Annotated in this window: 15 protein-coding genes; all 15 read right to left on the bottom strand. The window is 66.9% G+C overall.

Annotated elements, in window-relative coordinates; genetic code table 11:
- Nucleotides 1-2: 2 nt before the first annotated feature.
- Nucleotides 3-9,740 carry a hemagglutinin repeat-containing protein gene (locus AC1RLW_RS05745; RefSeq protein WP_493192453.1) on the bottom strand — a complete coding sequence of 3,246 codons (9,738 nt, stop codon included), beginning with the start codon at nucleotides 9,738-9,740 and terminating at the stop codon, nucleotides 3-5.
- A gap of 208 nt (nucleotides 9,741-9,948) precedes the next feature.
- Nucleotides 9,949-10,419: an OsmC family protein gene (locus tag AC1RLW_RS05750; RefSeq protein WP_493192454.1), complete on the bottom strand. Its 471-nt coding sequence runs from the start codon at nucleotides 10,417-10,419 to the stop codon at nucleotides 9,949-9,951.
- A gap of 35 nt (nucleotides 10,420-10,454) precedes the next feature.
- The gene (locus AC1RLW_RS05755; protein WP_095947756.1) at nucleotides 10,455-11,183 is read right to left on the bottom strand and encodes an LrgB family protein; all 729 of its coding nucleotides are present in this window, start codon (nucleotides 11,181-11,183) and stop codon (nucleotides 10,455-10,457) included.
- Nucleotides 11,180-11,533: a CidA/LrgA family protein gene (locus tag AC1RLW_RS05760; RefSeq protein ID WP_056581435.1), complete on the bottom strand. Its 354-nt coding sequence runs from the start codon at nucleotides 11,531-11,533 to the stop codon at nucleotides 11,180-11,182. The genes AC1RLW_RS05755 and AC1RLW_RS05760 overlap by 4 nt, the downstream gene beginning before the upstream one ends.
- 54 nt (nucleotides 11,534-11,587) lie before the next feature.
- Nucleotides 11,588-12,586, bottom strand: coding sequence for an aminotransferase class I/II-fold pyridoxal phosphate-dependent enzyme (locus tag AC1RLW_RS05765; RefSeq protein WP_493192455.1), 999 nt, complete (start codon nucleotides 12,584-12,586; stop codon nucleotides 11,588-11,590).
- Nucleotides 12,587-12,688: 102 nt separating this feature from the next.
- Nucleotides 12,689-13,459: a hypothetical protein gene (locus AC1RLW_RS05770; RefSeq protein ID WP_493192456.1), complete on the bottom strand. Its 771-nt coding sequence runs from the start codon at nucleotides 13,457-13,459 to the stop codon at nucleotides 12,689-12,691.
- Between the two features lie 95 nt (nucleotides 13,460-13,554).
- Complete coding sequence (gene cbiB, locus AC1RLW_RS05775) at nucleotides 13,555-14,535, bottom strand: adenosylcobinamide-phosphate synthase CbiB (RefSeq protein ID WP_493192457.1); 981 nt, start codon at nucleotides 14,533-14,535, stop codon at nucleotides 13,555-13,557.
- A gap of 18 nt (nucleotides 14,536-14,553) precedes the next feature.
- A complete protein-coding gene (gene cobN, locus AC1RLW_RS05780) occupies nucleotides 14,554-18,546 on the bottom strand; it encodes a cobaltochelatase subunit CobN (protein ID WP_493192458.1) in 3,993 nt (1,330 codons plus the stop codon).
- Nucleotides 18,543-18,896: a DUF2149 domain-containing protein gene (locus AC1RLW_RS05785; protein WP_062479884.1), complete on the bottom strand. Its 354-nt coding sequence runs from the start codon at nucleotides 18,894-18,896 to the stop codon at nucleotides 18,543-18,545. The genes cobN and AC1RLW_RS05785 overlap by 4 nt, the downstream gene beginning before the upstream one ends.
- Nucleotides 18,893-19,366 (bottom strand): MotA/TolQ/ExbB proton channel family protein, encoded by a 474-nt coding sequence (locus AC1RLW_RS05790; RefSeq protein WP_159271949.1) that lies wholly within the window; start codon nucleotides 19,364-19,366, stop codon nucleotides 18,893-18,895. Before AC1RLW_RS05790 ends, AC1RLW_RS05785 begins: the two co-directional genes overlap by 4 nt.
- Nucleotides 19,366-20,064 (bottom strand): 5,6-dimethylbenzimidazole synthase, encoded by a 699-nt coding sequence (gene bluB / locus AC1RLW_RS05795; protein ID WP_354343563.1) that lies wholly within the window; start codon nucleotides 20,062-20,064, stop codon nucleotides 19,366-19,368. The genes AC1RLW_RS05790 and bluB overlap by 1 nt, the downstream gene beginning before the upstream one ends.
- Before the next feature lie 5 nt (nucleotides 20,065-20,069).
- Nucleotides 20,070-20,639: a cob(I)yrinic acid a,c-diamide adenosyltransferase gene (gene cobO, locus AC1RLW_RS05800; RefSeq protein ID WP_493192459.1), complete on the bottom strand. Its 570-nt coding sequence runs from the start codon at nucleotides 20,637-20,639 to the stop codon at nucleotides 20,070-20,072.
- Nucleotides 20,640-20,946: 307 nt separating this feature from the next.
- Nucleotides 20,947-21,729 (bottom strand): ABC transporter ATP-binding protein, encoded by a 783-nt coding sequence (locus AC1RLW_RS05805; protein WP_493192460.1) that lies wholly within the window; start codon nucleotides 21,727-21,729, stop codon nucleotides 20,947-20,949.
- On the bottom strand, nucleotides 21,726-22,736 hold the full coding sequence (locus tag AC1RLW_RS05810) for a FecCD family ABC transporter permease (protein ID WP_095747588.1): 1,011 nt from the start codon (nucleotides 22,734-22,736) through the stop codon (nucleotides 21,726-21,728). Before AC1RLW_RS05810 ends, AC1RLW_RS05805 begins: the two co-directional genes overlap by 4 nt.
- A 5-nt stretch (nucleotides 22,737-22,741) precedes the next feature.
- Nucleotides 22,742-23,608 (bottom strand): ABC transporter substrate-binding protein, encoded by an 867-nt coding sequence (locus AC1RLW_RS05815; RefSeq protein ID WP_493193062.1) that lies wholly within the window; start codon nucleotides 23,606-23,608, stop codon nucleotides 22,742-22,744.
- Between the last annotated feature and the right edge of the window lie 11 nt (nucleotides 23,609-23,619).

The following is a 23,619-nucleotide window of genomic DNA, read 5'->3' on the forward strand; positions in this document are numbered from 1 at the left end:
GGTCAACGTCCTGGAAAAATATGTACATTACTCTCTCCCAAAATTCTTCTGGCCAAATTCAATGCAGTATCAGGAGTCCCTTCGGTAAAGTAGGCGCGTGCGGAAACACCTCGTTGAGCGGCGATCTCTTTGTATATATTCAATTCCCGCCCCAAGTTCCCTAGGTTCCCAGCTTTGTTGGGTCCACCTACGGCAATTAGATCTCCATTCGGAGCAACCACATCAATATCGGTCGAACCACGCGTCGTACTGACTTGCTCTCCAGAACGGCGCCCACCAACTTGATCGGCAACCCTTTGCTCTCGTTCGGCGCCTAGATTCTGGCGCGCGGCACCGCCCCGTTCTCTTGAATCATCTTCTGGAGGAGGGCTGGCTCCATTTGGAGGTGTTCCATAGGTGTCCGCGCCATTGCCTCCAGTCGGCCCAGCCCCACTTGATCCGCCGTCACCAGACCCAGACGTCGCATTCACAGTCGCCTGCATGACCTGCAGCGCAGCTTGGTAAAACACATACAGCGCCCCTGACTTGGGGGTGATCAAGTTTTCAAGGCTCGACAACTTCGGCGGAATCAGCAACCCTGTATCCGGGTCTACCTGCAACCCTCCCACCCCGGCGGCGGCTCCCGGATCGCCCCCCACACCGACACCCCCACCGCCCGGCTTGATCGGAATCACGAACCGCATGTTCTCGAAATTCGGATCGCGGTCCTGCACAACTTGATCTCCGCCGCCGGCGGAACCCCGTTGCGGAAATCTTTTTTCCATCTCGTTCAAGAAGTTTTCCAGCCCCTGCAACTCGGCGCGCTGCTGCTCCGTCAAGGACGGGTCATTGCGAAGTCGCTCTATCTCGTCACGCGCCTGCTGAGCCGGAATCTGTGGTTGAGTGCCGGGGCCACTGGATGCAGATGTGAAGAATCCCTCCAGTGCGTTGAGCACAGCATGCACGGCAAGCGGGCCCAATTCGACCAACAGGCCCGATGCCGTGGACGTGATCGAAACTTGAGCCCCTATCTCTCGCATGGCCCGGTCCCGGTCGGTCATACGCAATCCGTTGGTGCTGTCCAGCCCGGTTCGCACCGCCGTATTGCCGGCTATCCCCGAAATCCCGCTTTGCGTGAGGCTCGACCGATTGACATCTTTGCTCCCGATGCCGACGTTGCCAGAACTCGACCCCGAGGTGCTTGTGCTGAAGTTGACGCTGTACCCACTGCCTCGGAAGGTGTCGTGGTTGACCAGATCGGTCATCGTCAAACTGCCGGTCGTGAAGCTGTTCCTGCCGGCATTGACCGCCGCATCGGTGCTACTGATCACGCCCCCCACGAGGCTGGTGTTGCCCCCCACTTTCACGCCAAAACCGCCGTCACCAGCGAGGAACCCGCTTTGCTGCGTTGCACTCGCAAAATTGCCATCGCCGCGCATGTTGTTGGCATGGACGCTCACGCTGCTGTCGCCATAGCAATACCAAGCGCAGATGGTGGCGTTCAAGCCGCCCCCACTGTTTTGGCTGTGATAGGTGCTGGTGTCTTGGAGGGTTTCGATGTGCAGGTTGCCGCCTACGTCTGCATTGATTCGGTTTCCCGAAACCGTCGCACCCCGGACTCTGGTGTCTCCACCACTGGCGATATTGACTTGCTGGCCCGCATGGATGTTGGTGTTCGTCCATGCGCCGTCGGTGCCGTTGTCCCGCCCGCGCTGACTGCCGGCCGCTACCTCGATCGTGAGGCCGTTGCTCTCCCCGAACGCAAAGCCAACACCGATACTGGCGTTGCTGCTGCGGCTGGTGGAACTCTGCTCCCTGGAGTTGGCCGCCGCCTCGAGCGTGATGCCGTTGTCCGCCGCTAGGTTGACGTTCTTGCCGGCGCTGATCTCACTTCCGCGCACGAGGATATTGGAGTCTTGCCCGCCGCCTGTGGCAGTGATGATGACGTTGCCACCGGCCTGCACGCGTGAGCCGGCTGACGTATTGCTGCTTTCCTTCCGGGTGGACTCGCTGGAACTGCTGCCCAGTGTGAGGGTGCCCCCCATGCTGACAGCGCCGTTGGTGTCGCCACTGCCTGTAATCGCCGCCCGGGAGATGTCCTGATACGCCGAATAGCCGCTCAGCGCCATGCTCGCTGCGCCCAGCGCCTTCATCCGGTCGTCCTGGCTGTCACCCATTGCTTGAGTGGTGTCCTCAACGCTCCGCAGCATGTCGATCAGCGGGGCCTTGATGCCCAGTGTGATGCCGCTTTGCGAGAAGCTCTGCTTGCTGTCGCTGCGGTTGGTCTCGCGGGCTTCGACGATCTGTACGTCGCGCGCCTGGATGTCGATATCGCCACCGGGAGCGATCACATCGCTGCCCACCTGGCGGTATCGGTTGCCGGCAGTGATGAGGACATTGCCGTCGATGGCTCCCACTGTGCTGCCCACGGCGGTGCTTTGCTCCCGGCGGCCACTACTGCTTTGCTGCTGCTGACCCCACGTCCAGCCCGAGTTCGCATCGAACATCCCGCTCTTCGATTCCTCGCGCGTGAAGTCACTGGCCTTGTTCTGCGTAGCCGCTTCGATGGTGATGTTGTTGCCAGCCCAGAGCTCCGTGCCCTTGTCGCTCACAACATTCGACCCGCGAATGCGGATGTCGCGAGTCGCATCCAACACAATGGTCTTTCCACCCAAGCTGCTGCCAATGACCTCCGTCCCACTGGAAGTTCCGCGCTGGAGACTGGTGTCACTCCCCCAGAACCCGCTGTCGCTGCGGTACCTCATTTCGCTGAGGGCCGATCCGGAATTTCCTTCGACGATGTTGATATCGCGTTTCGCCATCACCTCCAGTGCACCATCCGTGCTGTTGATGGTGCCGGCACGCACATTCACATCTCGCTTGGCATGCAGGCTGATATCCCCGCTGGTCTCGATGCGGGTGCCGACCTCTTGCGTGCTCGCCTCGGCCCGGAAGTTGCGCGTATCGCGCCATGACGCATCCTGCCTTCCCGTCGTGACGGTGCCCAGATTGATGTCACGCCCCGCACCGATCTCGGTCGTGCCTTCTTTGCCGCTGTTGGAGACGATGGCGCCAATCAGGTTGACATCGCGACCGGCCGAAGCCACGAGCACGCCCTTCGGATCACTTACATAGAGTCCGGCCACCCGGTCCACGATGGTCGCACCACGCAGACTCACTGCGCCCGGCGTGAGGTCCAACGCCAGGCCGCTGCTGCTGGTCGTGGTCCGCACATTGATGTCGCGACCAGCCTCGACCTTAAGCTGACTCACCGCATCGATGGTGCCCCCGATATTGTTCAGATCGGTTCTGGCCTTGAGATCGACGCTGCCACCGGAAATTCGTCCATTCAGGTTCTGGATGTTTTCCGCGGTGATGTTCACCGTCTTGCGCCCCGCCACAGTGCCGCTGTTGACGAAATCTCCATCGAGCTTGATGTTGACCTCCTTGCCAGCCAGCAACGCGCCCGAACCATCGATGTCGCCGTTCTTCACCCGCACATAGACCTGCGGCACGAGCACACGCTGCGAGGAGCCATCCGGCAGAGTGACCGTCTGCTCGACCAGCCATACGATGTCGCTGGTGAGCTGGGCCATCTGCGCATCCGTGAGCGCGATCCCCGGACGCAGACCGTACTGCTGCGCGAACGTCACCCCGGCGTCCATCAGCGCGGCGTACTGCTTGTCGTCGCTGTCGTAGCCGTCCAAGTAGCGTTGCCCCGTCAACTGCGCCACCTGCTCGCGGATCAGGCGCTGTTCGTAGTAGCCGTCGCCCAGTCGCTTGAACGTGTTGCTCGGGTCCTGCCCCAGGTTGTTCAACAGGTAATCGCTACTGAGCCAGTTGCGATATCCCGCGAAGCGCGGATCGGTCTCGATCAGGTAGCGGCTGGAAGCCCCGGCATGCGTACGGAACAGACTGGCAGTGGGCAAGCTCAGCCCCGGCAAGGTCGTGCGTACGACTTGCGTGGTGCCACCGCTGGCGGCCAGACGAACTTCGATGATCGGATGAACGATGGGACCGGTGCTCCCGCCCAAGCCTGCGCCCGGCGCGTTCACCGAGGGCCCGGTACCACCGCCGACGCCAGCGGGGCCGACAGCTGTCACGCCACCGGCGCCTGCCACGCCTTCGTTGGTATGGCCAAGGGTCAAGCTGCCGGTGCCTGCCCCACTCCCCGAGACCGCGATGTTTCCCTCCTGTCGTGCGGCAGCCAGAGTCACAGTGATCGGAACACTGGAGTTGTAGGGAGATACCTGTTCTCCATCGCCGTAGCCGGCCTGGAACAGCTGCACGCCAGTACGAATCTGCGAACCCGATACTTCGACGTTCTTGTTCGCGATCGTTCCGCCGGTCACATTCAACGCACCACCGGCCAAGATCTGGCTCATGTCGTTGGTGCCGCTGCCAACGGCGATATCCATCTTGCCGCCAGCGATGATTCGCGCAGGCGAAGATGTTTGTAATACAGGGACGGTGGTCGACTCGGTATAGACCCAGGCGTAGTAGGAGCGCGCGTAGTTGTCGTAGACGTCCGTAATAAAAGCCGCTGTCGCAGCGTCGAGACGCCTATGTGCCTCAAGATAGGCCGCCAACTGGGCATCGTTGACCGGTGCGTCCGTAGCTGGTGGCGTCACGCCGAACGTCGCCCAGATCGGATCGGAGCGCGAGTACCAGGCGCCGGGCTCTGTGAAGGTCTCGCTGACATCGATATTCACATAGCGTGTGCCATGCAAATCGCTGCTGTTGCGCGGCGGATTCGCGTAGTACGCCTTGTACCGGGACAACGGGTAGCTGGCGGACGGCACCAGAATTCCGGCGAACTGACCGGCAACGGGCCCAATCCCCGTGTTGACGAAGCTGCGCCACAGGACGCCCATGGCCGGCCCTTGGGTGATCACAAACACCAGCTGGCTCGCGTCGTAGCGCGTCGAGCTGCCGGGCAATGCATATTCCGTGTGCTGCTGACCATCCGACGCGGTCTGGGTGCTCCACGTCACGCCGCCGTTGGTGTTGTTCAGGACATTGGCCTTGATATCGGCATTGCCAACCGCTTCGATGGTGGCCGCATGGTTGTTCAGCGTGCCAGCAGCGTCGCTGGCCTTGCCGTCGACCAGCTTGCCGCCGATGAAGAGGTCCTCACCGCTCAGGATCAGCGCACCATCGCGGTTGTTGATGGTGCCGGCGCCGATGTCCAGCCGATTGCGTGCCGCAATGGTGCCGGCCGATGCCACACCGTTGACGGTTTCCGCGCCGTTGTTGAGCGTGCCTGCACCGATCGCGATGTGGTCTCCGTAGATGCGACCAGTGCCAATGTTGTCGAGCGTCCCGGCATTGATCCGGGTCTCGATGCCATCGATGACACCACGGTTGGTCAACGTTCCGCTGGCGTTCAGCGTGGTGTTCTTCCCCTGGATGTCGCCGGTCGCCGTGTTGTTGATGTCCTTTGCAGAGAGCGTGAGGTCGTTGCCGGCGGTCAGCTTGCCACCGTTGGTGATGTTGCCGGCCGTCGATATGTTCAGGTTGTGGTTGGCGATGGTTTCGCTGCCTGCGGCAAACGCGATGTCCTCGGTGACCGCCAGGCTCATGTCGCCCTGCGACAGCAGCTTTCCGTCCCACGTGACCGAACCTGCGTCGAGCACAACGTTCTTGCCGGCAATCAGAGTGCCGCCGGTGTTGAGCACCGACAAACTCTTGACTGCACCAGGGTCCCTCACGGTGAGCGTGTTCCCCGCCGATACCAAGCCTGCGCTGTTGTCGATCTGCCCGCTGCTGATGAGCGTGGCATTCTCGTCCGCGCGAATTTCCCCCGTCTTGTTGGAGAGCGACTGGGCCGTGACGCTGACGTTCTTGCCTTCGATGCCCAGTTCTGCGCCCTGCGTCCCGGCGTTGTCGATCCCGACGGCATGAAGCGTGGTCGTCGCAGTGGACCGGATCAGGCCTTGCACATTGGCAAGTCCTGTCGTGGTGAGGTTGAGGTCCCCAACTGCCAGGGTCTGTCCACTGCTGTTGTCATACCCCGCGAGACCTGTGTCGATCGCAACGGTTGATTGACCCAGCACCATGCCGCCGCCAGCGTTGGAGAAGGCGCCGGTATTGGCGGTCAGCGCATTCTTGGCGCCGATGAATCCGGCCGCGTTGTCGAATGCACCGCTCTTGATGTCGAGCGTGTCGGCACTCGTGATGCCGCCCTGCTTGTTGTCATAGCCGGCGGCGTTGGTGTTGCGCAGCGTCTGGCTCTTCGTGTCGATGGTCATCGCGGCGCCGGACTGGATCAGTCCGGCGTCGTTGTTCAACGCGCCCGACCTCAGATCGACGGTGGTGGTCGCCGCCAACGTTCCCTTGTCGCTGTTGTCCAGGGCATTGCCGCGCGTGTCCACCGTCAGGCTGTCACCGAAAACCGTGCCGCCCGTGTTGATCAGCCCCCCATTGGCCAGGGCAACCTTGGCTCCGGCCTGCAGCGTTCCTTCGTCATTGGTCGTCACGCCGGAGGTGGTCACGGCCAGGTTGCCCTTGACTGCCGCAACGGTGCCGAGCCTATTGTTCAGCGTGTTGGCAACGAGCATCGTGTTGCCGTTGGCTGCCAGGGTGCCTCCCGCGTTTGTCGCGGCACCGCCGATGGTGAGACTCAGATCGCCGACAGCCGTTGCGCTGCCACTGTCGTTGTTCAGCTGGCCGGCGGTGATCTGGGTGTTGCCGCCTGCGCTGATCGCGCCCTTGTTGCTGTTGTCGAGGATGCCGTCCACTGCCAAACCGAGACTGGAAGTTTCGGCTGCACGGATGGTTCCAGCGCGGTTCGTGAGACTGCCGGCAGAGATGCTGGCGCCGCCGTTGCTGGCGATGGTGCCGCCGGTGTTGTCCAGCGCTTCGGCGACCGTGACGCGCGCAACTTCTCCGCCCACCTGAACGATCTGACCGCCTCGGTTGCTCAAGGAGCCCGCATCAATGGTGATCTGCTTGGCGCTGGTCTCGCCACCGTCCTGGTTGAAGGCGCTGGACAGCGCGACCATCAGGGCGCCGTTGGTCGTGATCTTGCTCGCGACACCTCCCGTTGCCGCCCCCTCGTATCCGCCACCTGTGATGGCCAGCGTGCCTGAGCCGGCATGCTCGATCTTGCCCGCGTTATTGGTGATGGTCGCGGCCTTCAAGGTCATGTCCAGGCCGTTGCTGGCGATACGGCCGCCGTCGTTGTTCAACGTCCCGCTCGCGGCGATGGTGGCCGCGCCCGTGCCGGTCTGAACGATCTCGCCCTCGAGGGTATTGGCGATGTTGGAAACCTTCAGATCCAACCGATCCGCGTTGAGCTTGCCGCCCTCGTTGAGCAGTGTCTGCGCAGCATTGCTGTTGGCCGTGATCGCCAGCGTTCCAGGTGTCACCACTGTCGCCCCGCTGGTGGTCACATTGCCCTGCGTCGCAGTGATGGCGATGTTGGCCGCGCTGGTCTGGCTGCCCGACACATCGACACTCGCGCCTTGCAGCACGGCATCGCCCGCCGCGAGGTTGGTGCCGTTCGCGACCAACGCCCCGGACGTCGTGACACGCAAGTCGCCCACACCGCCGAGCTTCCCGTCGCTCTGGATGCCTGCGCCGAGGACACCTGTCGCTGCACCTTGCACACTGCCTGCCGCGACCGTCGTGTGGCGGCCTGCCGTGATGCTGCCGTCGTTCGCCAACTGCCCATCAGCCACGACGCTGACATCGTTCTCGCCCCGCAGGCTGCCGCTGTTGGCGATCGACCCCGCCTTGACATTCAGATCGGTCGCCGCGCCAAGCGAGCCACCGCTGCCATTGACCAGCGCATTGACCGCGTTGACCTGCACACCGGCCTGCGCCGACTGGATGCTGCCTTTCGTGTTGTCGAGGCTGCCAGCACCCAGCACCACCGCCTGATTGGCGATCAGTGTGCCGGCGTTGTTGTTCATGGCACCCACCACCTGCGCCGTCAGGCTGCCGGTGGCCGAGACCGTGCCGCGCGTGTTGTCCCCCTTGCCGCCGACCGTGAGGCTGGCATCGCTGCCGCTGGCGAGCGAGCCATCGACGTTGATCAGGTCGCCGCTCGTGACGATGTTCAGCGACCCTGCATTGAGCTTCCCGCCGGTGTTGTCGAACTGCCCGACGTTGGCGCTGAAGCCGTTGCTGACATTGAGGGTACCGCCGTGGTTGTCGAAGGTCGGCTGGTTGACGCTCATGCTGGCGAGGCTCAGGGTCCCGCCGTTGTTGTTGATGTTCGCGCTCTGCAGCGTGATCGGACCGCCTGCGTAGATCTTGCCGCCATCGTTCAGGATCGCGCCCGCCGCCTGGATGACACCGGGCGAAGGAGGCACATAGGGCGCCGGTGTGATTGTTTCGCCTGCGCCGGAGCCCGTGCCTGATCCGGAGTTGCCGCCTTCTGCAGGCGCACCAGGGTTGGTGCCGCCGCCAGCGCCGGAACCCGTGCCGCCACCGGATTGCGGCGGCGTTTCCGAAACGGGCTCCAACCCGATCACGCCACCGCCCGTGTTGCTCAATGCCGGCGCGGAGATCGACAGCGGCGCACTGCTGGTCTGGCGGATCGTGCCGCCATTGCGGTTGTCGATGTTGCCTGCGGCACTGCTCAACTCGACGCGCGCGCCCTCCAACGTACCACCCTTGCCGTCGATCGAATTGGTGAGCGTGTCTCGCGCGGCAATCTTCAGATTGCCGCCGCTGCTGATGCGGCCACTATTGGCCAGGCTCGACACGACCAGGTTCGCATCGGCCGTGGCCTGAAGGGTTCCGATGTTCTCGAGACGGCCGGCGCTCGTCACGACGAGCTGGCCGGCACCGCCCAGTACAGGCGTCCCCGGCGCGGCCTGGATGGTTCCTGCGTTGCGCACGCCCAGGCCCGCTTCGGTGCCGATCAATGTGATCTTGCCGGCGTACATGCCGCCCAGCGCCGCCACGTCGAGTGCAAAGGTGGGCGCGGCGCCGGTGCCGGCGGTCGGCGCAACCTGGCTGTGATCGACCGAGACCTGGTTGGCCCCGGTCACCACTTTCAACTCGCTGGCCCAGATGCCCGCATTGGCTTGTACGGCGCGGGCCAGGATGGCTGCGTAGTCGGTCTTGCTAGCGTCCAGGCCTGCACCGTCGATGGTGACCGTGCCGCCACGCACAAGAAAACTGTCGAGCCCGCCCATCGCGTTGAACTGGGGTGTCCCGGTGGTGAGCGTGGCGCGGCTCGCGTTGATGAAGCCGCCACCGTCGACACTGATGCCGGCCGGGTTGGCAATGATCACTTCGGCCCTCGCCCCGCCGACTTCGATGTAGCCGCGCAACTGGCTCGGATTGCCGCCGTTGACCTCGTTCAGGATGATCCGCGCGGGCCCCGTCGCGAGGAACGGATTGCCCTGGACGATGCCGCCGAGTTGCGTCTGCACGTTGGTGCGGCTGTTGTTCAGGATCGCCCCATTCGGGCCGACGTTGAACTGGTTGTAGATGTTGCGCGAGACGCCCGCGGCCGATGGCGTCTGGATGTTGATCAACGGCACGCCGTTGGGAGCCACCAGCACGGTCGGCCGCTGGGCCCCGGGAACGTTGAACGCCCCCGTCATCTGCGCACTCGCCGGCCCCGCACCCAGCAAGCCCGCGAGCGCTGCACCGACCACCATGGGACTCAACGCAACCGCACCGGCCGCCGCCACCGTCGTGGCCCTGGAGGCGCCCTTGCCAGTGCTGTTCGCGGTCTCCTGAACCACCATGCGCATGCCTCTGGCGGCGTTGAAGACGATGCGATGCAGATGACGGTTCATTGTTTTGGTGCTCCCCTGATAGTTGGTATCTCGCGACGCCGTCTGTGACAAGACGCAGCAGTCGCGGCCGATTATGGGAAGGGGGAACACCACGCACACGGCACTTCGTCACGGTTTGACGAAGCTTGCAGCGGCGTTTTTCAGAAGTAATTCGAAGGCACTACAACACTTGTTTGCAACCGCAAACAAAGCGGGAAATTGACCGGCGTCAGGGCAAGAAGACCGGCTCGCACCGCACCTCGGTCTTCACCGAATTTGCAATGAAACACTCCTCATGCGCCCGATGGTGCATGCGCTCGATCTGCTCGCGCGTGGGCAGGTTCTCGCCCGAAAAACTCACCTGCGGGCGGAGCGTGACCACAGTCATCGCCATCTTCCCCTCGGCGTTCTTCTCCATCACCCCCGTGGCCGCGTCGACATAGCGGTCGACCACGAACTTGCGCTTCACCGCCATAGTGAGGAACCACAGCATGTGGCAGCTGGACAGCGAGGCCACGAACATCTCTTCCGGATCGACCGCCGACGCGTCGGAGAACGGCAGCGGCACCACGTGCGGCGACGAAGAGCCCGGCACCTGCGCACCGCCATCGAAGCGCAGTACATGGTGGCGGCTGTAGGTGTTGGCCAGGAAGTCCCGGTCGCCCCGCTCCCAGACGATCTCGGCGGTGTACTCGGACATGGGTCGTGCTCCTCGATGGATGGAATGAATGGATGTCAGACGGTCATCAGCTTCACGATCAGCGGCACCAGCAGCGCGGTCGCGATGCCGTTCAGCCCCATCGCCAGCGCCGAGAACGCGCCCGCGGTCTCGTTCACCTGGATGGCCCGCGCGGTGCCGATGCCGTGCGCCGCCATGCCGACGGCAAAGCCGCGCACCGCGGGCTCCTTGATGCGCAGCAGGTTCAGCAAGCCCGTGGCCATGATCGCGCCCGAGATGCCGGCGATGGCCGCGGCCACGGCGGCCAGCGACGGCAGGCCGCCGATCTTCTCGGCCACGCCCATCGCGATCGGCATGGTGGCCGACTTGGGCGCGAGCGACATCAGGAGCTCGCGCGAACCGCCGAGCACCCAGCCGATGCCGATGGCCGACACGATGGCAGCCACCGAGCCCACCAGCAGCGCCACGCCGATCGGCAGCCACAAACGCCGCAGCCGGCCGACCTGGCTGTACAGCGGCACGGCCAGCGCCACGGTGGCCGGGCCGATCAGGAAATGGACGAACTTGGCGCCCTCGAAGTAGGTGTCATAGGGCGTGCGCGTGAGCAGCAGCACGCCCACGATGACGATCACCGACACCAGCACCGGGTTGACCATCGGGTTGCGCCCGCTGCGCGCATGCAGCCACAGCGCGCCCAGGTAGGCCAGCAGCGTGAGCGACAGCCACAGCAGCGGCGACTGGGCCAGGAAGACCCAGATTTCAGACAGTTTGGCGGGCGCGTTCATTCGGCGTCCTTGCCGGTGATGCGGATCATCCAGCGCAGCGTGAGCGCGGTCACCGCCATGGTGAAGGCGCCGCCCACGACGCCGGCCGCGAGGAACGGCAGCCACTCGCGCCCCACGCGCTCGAAATGCAGCATGACGCCGGTCACCGCCGGGATGAACAGCAGCATCAGGTTGCGCAGCAGGTGGCCCGAGGTGTCGGTCAACTCCTGCGGCACGCCGCCGCGCACCAGCAGGCCGACGAACAGCAGCAGCATGCCGATCAGCGGACCGGGAATCGGCAGCGACAGCCACTGCACGAGCAGTTCGCCGGCAAGCTGGCACAGGAAGAGCGTGGTGATGGCGTAGAGCATGGGCCTGTTCGTTTTCCTTTTCTTGAGACGGCCCTATTGTGGTGCGAGGTGTGTTCAGCCGCTGTGTCGTGCGGCGCTGGCCCTCGCCCACGCGGCCTTCAAGGCCTGCTGGCTGGCCGGCGGCAGCACGCCCAGGCGCAGGTGCCCCGGCAGGCCGAAGGAGGCGCAATCGCGCAGCTTGATGCCCTCGGCGCGCAGCGCGGCGGCCCGGGGCGGGTATGGCGTGTCGGGCCGTGCGCCGAAGAAGTTGGCGTCGCCCGGCAGCACCTGCCAGCCCAGCGATTCGCAGACGGCGCGCTGCCGCGCCTTCCAGTCGCGCAGGATGTCGAGGCTGCGCGCGAGCCAACCTTGCGCTTCGTCGCTGGTCCAGGTCGTGAGCAGCGCGACGCCGTGCGTGCCCAGCGGCCACGACGGCGCGAGGCGCGCGAGCCGTTCCAGCAGCGGACCGGCCACGTCGACGTTCGCAGGCGCGATGGCGTAGGCGGCGCGGATGCCCGTGAGGCCCATGGCCTTGTTCGGCGTCCACAGCTGCCAGAGGCGGTCGCGCTGTGCGGCGTCGTGCGAGGGCTGGCCTTCGAGGCGCAGCGGCTCGTAGGCCATGTCGAGCACGCAGATGGCATCGCTCGCGGCATGCTGCGCGATGTCGGGCTGCGGCTGGCCGAATGGGCTCGACGGTTCGCAGCACCAGCGCAGCGCGGCGCCGTCGCCCCCCTCGGGTGCGCGCCGCACGCCGAGGCCCCAGGCCAAGGCCGAGCGTTCGTAGTCGCCGTAGCTGTGCGCGGGCAGCCAGACCTCTCCGCCGCCATCCTGCGCCACGGCGGCGCTGATGCGGTGGATGAATTCGCTCGCGCTCGCGGCGATCGCGATGCGCTCCACCGACACGCCATGGAAATCGGCGAGCGCGGAACGCAGCGCGGTGTAGCGCGGATCGGGATAGTGCGCCGCGTCGGCCTCGCGCAGCGCGGCCAGCACCACGGGACACGAGCCGACCGCGTTGCCGTTGGTTGAGAAATCGTGCTGCGCAGCGCCTGAGGCGTCAGGGCCACCGTGCACAAAAGCCTTCGAATTTGACAAATCGACTACCCCAAGCCTTCAAGAAATCTCGCACAAGCTCATTGCGAGCTGCGCTGAACGAGATCGCGTACTAGGCAACACTCAAAGAACTGAGAAGTAGATTTCGGCCAGCTTTGAGAACGCCTCCGAACCTCCCACCACTTCACCGTTCAAGTAGATGTCTGTTGCCAAGCGCGCTGGACGCGGCGGCATCATGTCCGCCACTTTCGCGCTCCTTTCGGAGAACTGCTCGTAGCTTTCAGCAGTTTTTAAACTCAGAACGATGTCTCCCTCAGCGGTCTTGCTAGCCAATGCTTCGGGGATCCAGCCGTACACAGAGCACACCCAATCGACACTCGGGCCATACGTGACTGCGAGCCAAAAAGCTCCGTCTCCGCTGCGACCGTCCTGGTTCAACACGAAGTTGCTAACTACAGATGTACTAAGTGCGTCGGTGGACCGAAGGAAGTACCAGACAAATTCAACGAGTTCCTGACAGCGAGCTGTGCCGGGTGGAGCCTTGTGCTGATGCTCCAACAGGTTTCGAAGCGCCGATATTTCCTCAAGCATCGCAGGCCTTGCTATCCCGAAATGGCCCAACATCTCCAAAAGCTCACCCGGCTTCCTTGGATCTGCGATTCTCTTGAATCGGTATAAGGCGTTCAAACGTTTCAATCGATGATCAACTGCCCTTTTCAGATTCGCAATGCAGTCGATTCGGTAGTGCTCATCTCCTTCATGCGTCAGAAGATGGTCTGCATGCTTCCAGTACTGATACGGTTTTTTCCAGTCAACGTCTTCCGCGATTGAAGAAATCTCTCGTGTGGCATCCCAGGAGAGAACTTCAAGAGGAAGTGATAGGTACGACGTCATGGAAGTGAGTTGTTCATTCAGCAGTTTGGTCGTCTAGCTTGCTAGATCTCAGCGCACCAACCACCAACTCCGGCTGGAAAATCGCCACATATCCTTTATGCATAGATCATCACGAGCAGCATGACCACCAAGATGACCGCCGCGCCTTCAATTATCCGAGCCGCCCTCTCGCTCAGGACAATTGCGCGTCGAGTGTGCGGCTCTTGGACCTGCTGCCCCTCCGCATTGAGCGCATAGACTCCCGGCTTCGCAAGCCGCACACCCAGCAGCAGCGCCATCGCCCCCATCGGCCAGCCGCTGTTGGGCGACGGCGTGCGGCGCGCCTCGCGGGCCACGCCGCGCGGCCAGCGGCCGGCCGCGAGGGCCAGCAGCAGCACGGTGAGGCGCGCGGGCAGCCACGAGAGCACGTCGTCGGCGCGCGCGGCCCACTTGCCGAACCAGGTCCAGTCGCGCCCGCCGCGTTCGCCACGGTAGCCCCACATGGCATCGGCGGTGTTGGCGAAACGGTAGAGCGCCGCGCCCGGCAGGCCGAACAGCACGAACCAGAACACGGGCGCCACCAGCGAGTCGTTGAGGTTCTCGGCCAGCGACTCGATGGCGCTCTCGCGCACCTCGCGCTCGCTCAGCACCGAGACGTCGCGGCTCACGAGGCGCGCGAGCCGTGCGCGGCCCGCGTCGAGCGATTCGCCCAGTGCGGCTTCGACCGCCTGCACCTCGTCGCGCAGCATGCGCCATGCAAAGAGCGGCTTGAACGCGAGCCCGAGCACCACGGCCATGGCCCAGACCGGGAGCCATTGCATCGCCAGGCTCTGCACCGCCGACGCGACGGCGAACGCGGCCATCGCGCCCACGCACCAGCCGAGCGCGCCCATCGCGAAGCCCGGCAGGTCGCGCGGCTTCGCGTCGGCGGCGCGCGGTGCGAGGCGGCTGCCGATCCAACCCAGGTAGCGGCCCATCCACACGACCGGATGCAGCGCGGTGGGCGGCTCGCCCAGCCAGCGGTCGACGGCCAGTGCCAGCCACAAGGCGGCGACCAGCGCGAGGGCGAAGACGGTGAAGGGATCGAGCGCGGGCATGGCAGGCATTCTCGTGAATCAGGCGGCGGGCATGGCCCGGCCGCGCCGCCATTGCACCAGCGCGCCGACGGCCAGCAACAAGGCGGCGCCGAATGCGGCGAGCAGGCGCGGCAGCACGGCGGACGGCGGCGGGGGCGAGGGGGTGTCGGCGATGGGCTTCAGCTGGAGACCGGCCACCGGTTGCGCGAAGTCCGCTGCGGCGGGCGATTCGGGTACGGGCTGGGTCGCTTCGACGGGCGTGATGGCGGGTGCGGCGACGACCGGTGCAGGAGCAGTGACAGACGACGGCGCCAACGCAGCCTGCGCAAACCGCTGCACCGCCTCGTTCCGCTCGCGCAGTCCCGTGGCGCGCACCGCCTCCGTGTAGGCCTGCGCCAGCTCGCGCCGCGTCGTGGCATCGGGCTTCCAGTAGTTCAGCCGCACGGCGTCGAGCATGCGTTCCAGCGTCTGCGCGAAGGCGGCGCGGTTCTCACGCTCCAGCCACTGGCGCGTGCCGAGCTTGTAGGTGTCGCGCACATACACCTCGTGCAGCGACTGCCAATGGTCCGCTCGCACGGCGGCGGGCGCGGTCGCCTGCCAGCCCCAGAGGAACTGCGCGGTCTTGAGCACCTGCAGCGCGCCGCTGTAGCCCTCGGCCTTCTGCGCCTCGATCCATTGCGGGTGCAGGTAGCGCGTCTGCATCTCGCGCGCGATGGCGCCGGCGGCGGTGTCGGTGCGCACGGCCGCGCCGTCGCGCAGGTTCTGCACGTACAGCGCCGGGTCCTTGCCCGTGAGGTGGCGCACGGCCAGCGCGATGCCGCCCAGGTACTGGAACGGGTCGTCGTTGGTCAGCACGCCGTAGAGGTTGGAGGTGCGCGCCATGAGCGCCGCATCGACCTGCGCGAGGTTGCCCGCGAAGGCGCCCGGGCGCGTCGCGCCGTCGAGGCCGCGCCCGTAGGCATGGCCCATGCGGTCCATGTAGAGCCCGGCCATCTGCGCGTCGCCACCGCCACGCTGCTGGCCCTTCCAGAGTTCGGTGGCGAGCACCGCTTCCTCGAGCCCGGCGCCGTAGCTGCCCTGCTCGTTCGAGAACACGCGCGCGGTCGACCAGCGCCGCGCCTCGGCCGCCGTCGCGCCCCCGGCGCGCAGCGTGCGCGCCATCGCCTCGCTGTGCTGCGCGACGGCGTTGCCGGGCTCGTCGAGCGCGGCCACTTGCTGCACAGCCTCGTCGAGCCAGCGCATCACGTGCGGGAACTGGTCGCGGTACGAACCGGTGACGCTGATCAGCACGTCCATGCGCGGCCGCTTCAGCACCGCGGCCGGCACGATCTCGATGCCGACCATGCGCCCGGCTTCGTCCCAGCGCGGCTTCACGCCGAGCGCGTGGAAGGCCTGGCTCTCGGTCACGCCCTGGTGGCGCGAGGCCTCGCCGGCCCAGAGCGTGAAGGCGATCTTCTGCGGCGCACGGCCGCCGTGGGTGCGGGCGTGCGCGGCGATCCAGCCGTCCATCGCGGCGACGCCGGTGTCCCAGGCGGCGCGCGTGGGCACGCGGCTGGGGTCGAAGCCGTAGAGGTTGCGCCCGGTCGGCAGGCTGTCGGGGTCGCGCACCGGGTCGCCGCCGTAGCGCGATGTCAGGTAGCGGCCGTCGAGCGCGGTGAGCAGGCCTTCGATTTCCTCGTTGTGGGCCAGCACGGCGTCGAGCGCGCGGGCCCGTGCGGCAAGCGAACGCAAAGGTTCAGCATCGGTGGCCGTGTCGTTGCCCGCCAGCACGGCCTCCAGCCAGCGCGCGGGCTTCGAGGCCGCGATGCCCTGCGCATCGGTGAGGAACATCTCGTCGAGGTCTTCGCCCATCGCCTGCGCCACGGGTTTGCCGAGGATCTGCAGGATCGTCTGACGCCGCCGCTGCGCATCGGGCGCCTCGCCGAAGGTGGCCAGGCCCAGCGGCTGCGCGGTCTGCGCGAGTTCGTCGAGGTACGGGTGCAGCACGGCGATGAAGCCGGCGAAATCGGCGCGGATGCGCGCGGGCGTCCATTGCAGGTCGCGGTCGTAGTGCTGCGCGACGAAGTCGGTGGTGAGGCGCCGTTCCAGCGCGGTCTTCACCGCGCCGGGCGACAGCGTTTCCCAGTCGTGCAGGCGCTCGTGCATGTCCCGCACGCCGGGGCGAAAGCCCGCGGGCGCGAACATCGGCGTCGAATGGCTCACCATGGTCGCGCGACCGCGGCGCTTGGCGGTCGTCGCCTCGCCGAGGTTGTCCATGATGTACGGATAGACGTTGGGCACGTCGCCCAGCGCAAGCAGCGGATCGTCCCGCACCGAGAGCCCGCGCTCCTTGCCCGCCGACCACTCGACCGTGCCGTGCGTGCCCACATGCACCAGCGCGTCGGCGCCGAAGCGGCTGCGCAGCCAGAGGTAGGTCGCGAGGTAGCCGTGGCTCAGCGGCACGGCCGCGCGGTGGTACACCTGCTGCGCCTTGCCGGCCACCTGCGTGCCGGGCTCGAAGCGCGGCGGCTGACGCAGCACGACCACCTGGCCGAACTGCACGCGCGGCACCACGAAGGCCGGCGCACCGGCCACGGGCCGCAGCATCGTCGAGGCCTCGGGCGGGCCCCAGTAGGCTTCGATGCGGCGTTGCGTGTCGGCGGGCAACGCGCGAAACCAGGCGAGGTACTGCGACAGCGGCAGCGTGTCGGCCAGGCCCTGGTCGAGCAGCGGCTGCAGCGCGTCGCCGCCTTGCGCCGTCGGGTAGTAGGCCTTCATCGTGGCCTGCACCTGCGCGATCACTTTGTCCGCGCCCGGCGCCTCGGTGCGGTAGCCGGCCGCCTGCATCGCGGACAGCATCCGGTCGACGCTGCGCGGCACGTTGAGGAACGACGCGCCGAAGTTCGCCTCGCCCGGCGGGTAGTTGTAGACCAGCATCGCCACGCGGCGCTCGGCGGCGGGCGTGCGACGCAGGCGCAGCAGCGCGGCGGCCTTGTCGGCCACGGCGTCGATCTGCGCGGGCAGCGGTTGCAGGCTGCCGGTGGCGGCGTCGCGCGCGGTGACCAGCATCGGGTCGGTCATGCCCGCGAGTTCGCTCGGGCTGTAGTAGGCCGCGATGTCGGTCTGCGCGAGGCCGTCCTTGCTGCGCGTCCATTGCGCCGCATCCATGGCCAGCGAGGGGAGCGTCTGCAGCACGGGCACGCCGATGCGTTCGAGTTCAGCCTTGCGCTCGTTCGGGCTGAACACCAGCGCGGCGTTGATGAGGAGGTCGGCGATGCGGCGTTCGCTCTCCTCGGTGTGCGTCATGCGAAAGAACAGGTCCTTCTGCTGGCGCGGGCCGTAGAAGGCGTAGGCGCGCAGGCCGCGCTGCGCGAGCGTGCCGATCAGGCGGTCGAGCCAGTCGGTGTCGTCGCCGGTGAGCGTGGCGCTGTTGACCGCGATGGCGACGGTGCCTTGCCCGCCCGGCAATGCCTCGACGGCTGCGATGGTGCTTTCGACGCGCGGCCAGTCGGGGTGATAGAAGCCGGCGAGCGGCAGCGGCATAGGGTCGGGCAGCCCGGCGGCATCGCCGATCCGCACCATCGCTTGCACCGAGGCTTTCAGATTCGCCTCGCCTGGGAAGCGCCAGTAGGCGCGCAGCCGCTGCGCCCAGGCCGCATCGACGCCGCGCTCGGCTGCGAGCGGTGGCACCTCGGGTGGCTTCTGGCCCTTCGCCACGAGGGCGAATTCACCGATCTGCACATAGGGAACGGAGGTTCGCGCAATGACATCGCCGAAGCGCGCCGCCGCCGACTGGGCGACGCTGAGGTGCGGCGCATCGATGACCAGCAGGCGCGCGCCATCGAGCGCGGCGGCCAGCGTCTCGGGTGCGTCCTGCGCAGCCGACACCACCTGCAGCGGCACGCCGGCCTCGCGCGCCGCCGCTTGCAGCCGCACCACGCGCGCAGGCGACACCAGCGCCGTGCTCAGCACCACCACGCGCGACCCGGCCGCCACCGCAGGCTGTGCCATCAGGCACAGGAGCCCAAGCCAGAAGACGAAAAGCCGCGTCACTTCCCGCCCGACGCCGGCACCGCGTCCGCCGGCACGTAGATCATCGTGCCGTCCTTCAGGCGCCAGGCGGTGCCGGCCTTTTCGCCGTCGCCCTGCCCCGTTGCGCCGCTGGCCTTGAAGCGCGTCACCTTCCGGCCTTCGCGCGTGATGATCTCCATGTCGGGCTGGCCCTCGTGGCGGATGACCGTCACCTTGTCCTGCGAGAACGGGTTCACCGGGTTGTTGATGACCGCGATCATCAGCATGCCGATGACGACCATGAAGACGTCGATCAGGTTGATGGTCGAGAGCACCGGGTCGTCGTCGTCGCTGTCCAGGCTGCTCAGGATGGAGAACTGCCTGCGGCTCATGACAGCCGGTCCCGCGCGTCGAGCAGCATCACCAGCTCGCGCATGAGCCAGCGGCGGCGCACCGTGTAGACCACGAAGGTGATCGAGGCCGAAGCCAGCGCCACGATCACGGCCGCGAACGCGGGCGCCAGGCTCTGCGCCACGCCCTGCGATTCGCCCGAGGCCACGGCCACGAGCGCCGGGCCCATGGGGATCATGGTGGCGATCAGCCCCAGCATCGGCGCCACGCGGCTGCACAGGCGCACGCCTTCGAGCTGCTTGAGCACGACCAGCTCCATCTGTTCCTGGCTGGCCTGCGCATGAGGCTGCAGCACCAGCGCACGCGACGGGTCGCGGCGGCGCTGCCACCACTCGATGCCGAAGGCGCCGAGGCAGTACACGGCATAGACGAAGGACAGCAGCACGCCGAGCGTCACGGGCCAGAGGAACAGCCGCGCGAGCTCGAAGAGAACAGTGTCGAAGGCCAGCATCAGGTGGGCTCCACGCAAGAAGATGAAGTGGAAGAAGGATCGAACAGGTCCGACGGCCGGCCCCAGCTTTCGTCGAACACCAGCGAGGCCAGCGGCGCGCGCCGGGCCCAGCGTTCGCGCTGCAGCATCGGCTCTTCGTAGAACGCATGCACCGGGCCCAGGCACAGCAAGGCGATCGGCTCGGCGCCTTCGGGCAGGCCGAGCAGCACGCCCAGCTCGGCGGGTTCGAACAGCGACACCCAGCCCATGCCCAGCCCTTCGGCGCGCGCGGCGAGCCAGAGGTTCTGGATGGCGCAGGAGGCCGAGGCCAGGTCCATCTGCGGCAAGGTGCGGCGGCCGAACACGTGCTGCTCGCGGCCGTCGGCGAGCGTCACCACCAGCAGCTCGGCCGCGTCGAGCACGCCCTGCACCTTGAGACGCATGAACTCGTCTTCGCGCTGGCCGAGCGCGCGGGCGGTGAGCACGCGTTCGCGCTCGACCACCTCATGCAACTGCCGGCGCAGCCCTTCGCCGCGCACGCGGATGAAGCGCCACGGCTGCATGAAGCCGACGCTGGGCGCATGGTGCGCGGCGTCGAGCAGGCGGCGCAGCACCTCGGGCGCCACCTCGCCGCCCGCAAAGTGGCGCATGTCGCGCCGCTCGTGGATGGCGCGGTACACCGCCTTCGCCTCGTCGGCCGCGAACGCATGCGCCACCATCGGGGTCAGTCCTCGATGCCGCGCTGCGCCGGGATGCCGGCCTTGAACGCGTGCTTGACCATCTGCATCTCGGTGACGGTGTCGGCCAGCTCGATGATCTCGGGCGGGCAGCGGCGGCCGGTGAGCGCGACATGCACGTGCTTGGGGCGCGCGCGCAGGGTCTTGAGCACGCCTTCGAGCGGCAGCCAGCCGTAGATCAACGGGTAGGTGATCTCGTCGAGCACCACGAGGAAGAAGTCGCCCGACAGGATGGCGGCCTTGGCCTTCTCCCAGCCGTCGCGCGCGAGCTGACCCGAGCGTTCGAGGTCCTGGCTCTTCCAGCTGAAGCCGTCGCCCAGGCCTTCGATGGGAATGCCGATCTGCTCGAACATGCGGTGCTCGCCGAAGCGCGCCGAGGGCACCTTCATGAATTGGTAGATCTTCACGGCCTTGCCGCGGCCGTGTGCGCGCAACGCGAGGCCGAATGCTGCGGTGCTCTTGCCCTTGCCGTCGCCGGTGTTGACGATGACGATGCCGCGGCGTTCGCCTTCGGGTTTTTCGTAGGGCTTTTCGCTGGGAGGGGTTTCTATTTGCATGAGGGGTTCCGTTCTTGGGTGTTCTTGTGGTTCAGGGCGTGTGCGCAGGCCACCGGGTACTTCCCTCCGCGAATGTCCCCCGGGCTTCGCCCTCCTCCTTGATTTCGCTGCGGGAAGTACCCAGTGTCCTGCGCACACCGAGCGCGGTCGTTGTGCTGCTCGATCAACAACCGCACTGCCCCACGCTCGCGTCGATGAGGTGCCTTGCGCAGCGAAATCAAGGAGGAGGCCGCAGGCCGGGGGACATTCGCGGAGCAAGGTGCCCCGTCGGCGGGAGCGCGCCCCGAATGACTTGATGCGCGAAGCTTCATAGCGGCAATGCGATCCACTGGTCCGCCACGCGATGCACGCGAATGCGATGGTCGAACACCTGCTCCAGCGCCTGGTGAGTTTCAGGGTCGGAACAGGCACCGTGATGCGTCACCCTCCCCCGATTCATCACCACCAGTTCGTCCGCAGCCAGCGCCATCGGCAGCTCGTGCAACACGCTGACCACGGTGCGGCCTTGCGCGACCAGTGCACGCGCCGTCTGCATCCAGTCCGCCTGATGCGGCGGATCGAGGTTGGCCAGCGGCTCGTCCATCAGCAGCAGCTCGGCCTCGACCGCCAGCGCGCGCGCCAGCAGCACACGCTGGCGTTCGCCGCCGGAGAGTTGCCCCAACGGACGGTCGCGCCAGTCCCAGGCCTGGGTGCTGCGCAATGCGCGCTCCACCGCATCGCGATCCGCTTCGCTGGGTGCCGCGAGCCAGCGTTGGTGCGGCAGGCGCCCCAGCATGGCGACGTCGTAGACCATCAAATCGTCGGCGCTGCCCTCGCCCGTGCCGCTCTGGCCCAGCCAGGACAGGCGCCGCGCGCGCACGCGGGCCGGCACGGCCGCCTGCGCCTCGCCGAAAAGCCGCACTTCGCCGCGATGTGCGAGCAACCCTGCCAGCGCTTTCAACAGCGTCGACTTGCCGGCGCCGTTCGGTCCGACGATGCTGGTCCAGCGGCCAGCCGCGAGCGACAGGTCGATGCCGTGCAGCACCTCGACCGACCCGAGCGTGGCGCTGAGGCCGTGCGCTTCGAGCGCGGCGGATGGCGTGCGGCTCATAGGCCGCCTCCCTTCGCGCCGCGCCGGTGCATCAGCCACAGCAGGTAGCTGCCGCCGAGCACGGCCGTGAGCACGCCCACTGGCAGCTCCTGCGGCGCAATCAGCCAGCGCGCCAGCAGGTCGGCCGCCATCAGCAGCAGCCCGCCCATCAACGCCGACAGCACGATCAGCCGCGCGTGCGTGGTCTTGACCACCGAGCGCACCAGGTGCGGCGCGGCCAGGCCGACGAAAGCAATGAGGCCGGTCTGCGCGACGGCGGCGCCGGTCGCCAGCGCCAGCACCGCCACCAGCGCGGCGCGCATGGCGCCCAGCGGCAGGCCCAGGCTGCGCGCCGTGGCCTCGCCCAGCGCGAGCCCGTCGAGCACCGGCGCGAGCGCCCAGGCCAGCAGCAGGCAGGCCGCGCCGACCGCCGCCATCACGGCGCAGGCGGCCCAGCCGACCAGGCCGGTGCTGCCGAGGACGAAGCCCTGCAACGCCTGAAGAATGTCGGCCGAGGCGATGGTGATGAGGTCCTTGGCGGCGCCCAGCACCACGCCGACGATCACGCCCGCCAGCAGCAACCGCAGGGTCTGCTGCACGCCACGCGCCAGCGTGAGCGTCAGCAGCACCGCCGCCACCGCGCCGACGAAGGCCGCGCCGGTGAGTCCCAGGCGCATCACCCATTGCGTGCTGGTGACGGAGCCGCCGAACAGCATCAGCGCCAGCGCCACGGCGAGCGACGCGCCCGAGGCGCTGCCCAGCAGGTACGGGTCGGCCAGCGGGTTGCGGAACAGGCCCTGCGCCACCGCGCCCGCAAGCCCGAGCAGTGCGCCCGCGAGCCACGCGCCGAGGGTGCGCGGCAGGCGGATGTCCCACACGATCTGCAGCGCCACCGGATCGTGCCGCGCGGACAGCAGGCTCTGGAAACCGGTGCTGCCGATGCCCAGACCGAAGAGCAGCAGCGCCGCGCCCAACACGAGCAAGCCGGCACCGAGCAGCAACACGCGACGCAGATGGGCGGAATGCATGCCGCTCACCGCCCCTTGTCCGACAGGCACTGTGCCATCAGGCGCGCGGCCTCGTCCATGCGCGGGCCGGGGCGCACGACCACGTCGGTCTGCTCGGCGTCGAAGCGGCACACGCGGCCTTCGCGCACCGCGCGGATGCCGCCCCAGCCGGGCCGCTGCTCCAGCCCCATCGCGCTGCGCACGCTGACCATGATGAGGTCGGGGTTCGCGCGCACCACGAACTCGGGGTTGAGCTTGGGAAAGGGGCCGAGCGACGCCGGCACGATGTTCTTCACGCCCAGCCGCGCGAGCGTCTCGCCGATGAAGGACGAGTCGCCTGCCGCGTAAGGGCCGGTGTTGACCTCGAAGTACACGCGCAGGCCCTTGGCGCTGGCGGGCAGCGACTGCGCCGCGGCCGACACGGCCGCGTCGATGGCGCGCCACACGGCGGGCGCCTCGTGCGTGCCGAGCACCTGGTCGAGCGCGCCCAGCACGCGGCGCACGTCGGCGTGGCTCTTGGGTTCGAGCACGATCGCCTTCAGGCCCAGCGCTTCGAGCCGTTGCGTCACGCGCGACGATTTGGCGAGCAGCACCACGTCGGGCTTGAGCGCGACGATGGCTTCGACGTTCGGATCGATCCCGCCGCCGAGCTGCGGCAGCGCGCGCACCTGCGCGGGCGAGTTGGAATAGCGGTCGACACCGATCAGACGGTCGCAGGCGCCGAGTGCGCAGACGCCTTCGGTCAGCGACGGCAGCAGCGAGACGATGCGCTGCGGCGGTTGCGCCAGGTGCACGGTGACGCCGCGCTCGTCGACCACGTCGACGGCCTGCGCCGCCTGCGCGCCCACCGCCAGGGCGAGCCCGAGCAACGACGCTCGCAACCAGGTCTTCATGCGGTCGAAGC

It is taken from the genome of Variovorax sp. GW822-FHT04A09 (assembly GCF_058801005.1).

What these genes read in the sequence shown, in the direction of transcription:
- cobO (WP_493192459.1), bottom strand. Translation starts at nt 20,639, where the DNA reads ATGCAAATAGAAACCCCTCCCAGCGAAAAGCCCTACGAAAAACCCGAA.
- cbiB (WP_493192457.1), bottom strand. Translation starts at nt 14,535, where the DNA reads ATGCCCGCGCTCGATCCCTTCACCGTCTTCGCCCTCGCGCTGGTCGCC.
- AC1RLW_RS05815 (WP_493193062.1), bottom strand. Translation starts at nt 23,608, where the DNA reads ATGAAGACCTGGTTGCGAGCGTCGTTGCTCGGGCTCGCCCTGGCGGTG.
- AC1RLW_RS05785 (WP_062479884.1), bottom strand. Translation starts at nt 18,896, where the DNA reads ATGAGCCGCAGGCAGTTCTCCATCCTGAGCAGCCTGGACAGCGACGAC.
- AC1RLW_RS05750 (WP_493192454.1), bottom strand. Translation starts at nt 10,419, where the DNA reads ATGTCCGAGTACACCGCCGAGATCGTCTGGGAGCGGGGCGACCGGGAC.
- AC1RLW_RS05755 (WP_095947756.1), bottom strand. Translation starts at nt 11,183, where the DNA reads ATGAACGCGCCCGCCAAACTGTCTGAAATCTGGGTCTTCCTGGCCCAG.
- AC1RLW_RS05745 (WP_493192453.1), bottom strand. Translation starts at nt 9,740, where the DNA reads ATGAACCGTCATCTGCATCGCATCGTCTTCAACGCCGCCAGAGGCATG.
- AC1RLW_RS05790 (WP_159271949.1), bottom strand. Translation starts at nt 19,366, where the DNA reads ATGCTGGCCTTCGACACTGTTCTCTTCGAGCTCGCGCGGCTGTTCCTC.
- AC1RLW_RS05810 (WP_095747588.1), bottom strand. Translation starts at nt 22,736, where the DNA reads ATGCATTCCGCCCATCTGCGTCGCGTGTTGCTGCTCGGTGCCGGCTTG.
- AC1RLW_RS05805 (WP_493192460.1), bottom strand. Translation starts at nt 21,729, where the DNA reads ATGAGCCGCACGCCATCCGCCGCGCTCGAAGCGCACGGCCTCAGCGCC.
- AC1RLW_RS05760 (WP_056581435.1), bottom strand. Translation starts at nt 11,533, where the DNA reads ATGCTCTACGCCATCACCACGCTCTTCCTGTGCCAGCTTGCCGGCGAA.
- bluB (WP_354343563.1), bottom strand. Translation starts at nt 20,064, where the DNA reads ATGGTGGCGCATGCGTTCGCGGCCGACGAGGCGAAGGCGGTGTACCGC.
- AC1RLW_RS05770 (WP_493192456.1), bottom strand. Translation starts at nt 13,459, where the DNA reads ATGACGTCGTACCTATCACTTCCTCTTGAAGTTCTCTCCTGGGATGCC.